Below are 398 nucleotides of genomic sequence, written 5' to 3'. Positions count from 1 at the left end.
GACGCCCCGCCACCACCCGGAGAGCACCCAGCAACACACCCACATCCACAGCACCGGAAAGCCTCAAGACAAACGGCACACCATACGGCGCAACCCCACCCCCCAATTCCTCAACAAACCACAAACCCTCCTGCTCCACCGAAAGCGGAAACTCGCAGCGCCCAGGATTGGCAGGAATTGCCTCGGGCCGCAGGGCACCGCGCTGCTCGACGAGCCGGGCGAACCCAGCGGCGGTCGGGTGGAGCAAGAGGTCGGACACGTTGGTCTCGATGCCGAACTCGCGTGCTGTTGTCCAGGCCGCCCGGAGTGCGGTGATGGAGTCGCCGCCGAGTTCGAAGAAGTTGGCGGTGGGGTCGGTGCAGGGGGTGTCGAGGAGGGTGCTCCAGATGGCGAGAAGG

The 398-nt window shown here is 65.8% G+C and carries 1 protein-coding gene; it reads right to left on the bottom strand.

Annotation, left to right across the window (positions count from 1 at the left end; genetic code table 11):
• On the bottom strand, positions 1 to 398 hold a 398-nt coding region (locus tag IF17_RS01000000136930; protein ID WP_032773187.1), incomplete at both ends, for a phosphopantetheine-binding protein.

Source organism: Streptomyces cyaneofuscatus (assembly GCF_000718135.1).
GTDB classification, from domain to species: Bacteria; Actinomycetota; Actinomycetes; order Streptomycetales; family Streptomycetaceae; genus Streptomyces; species Streptomyces cyaneofuscatus.
This window is presented reverse-complemented; position numbering and strand designations above follow the sequence as displayed.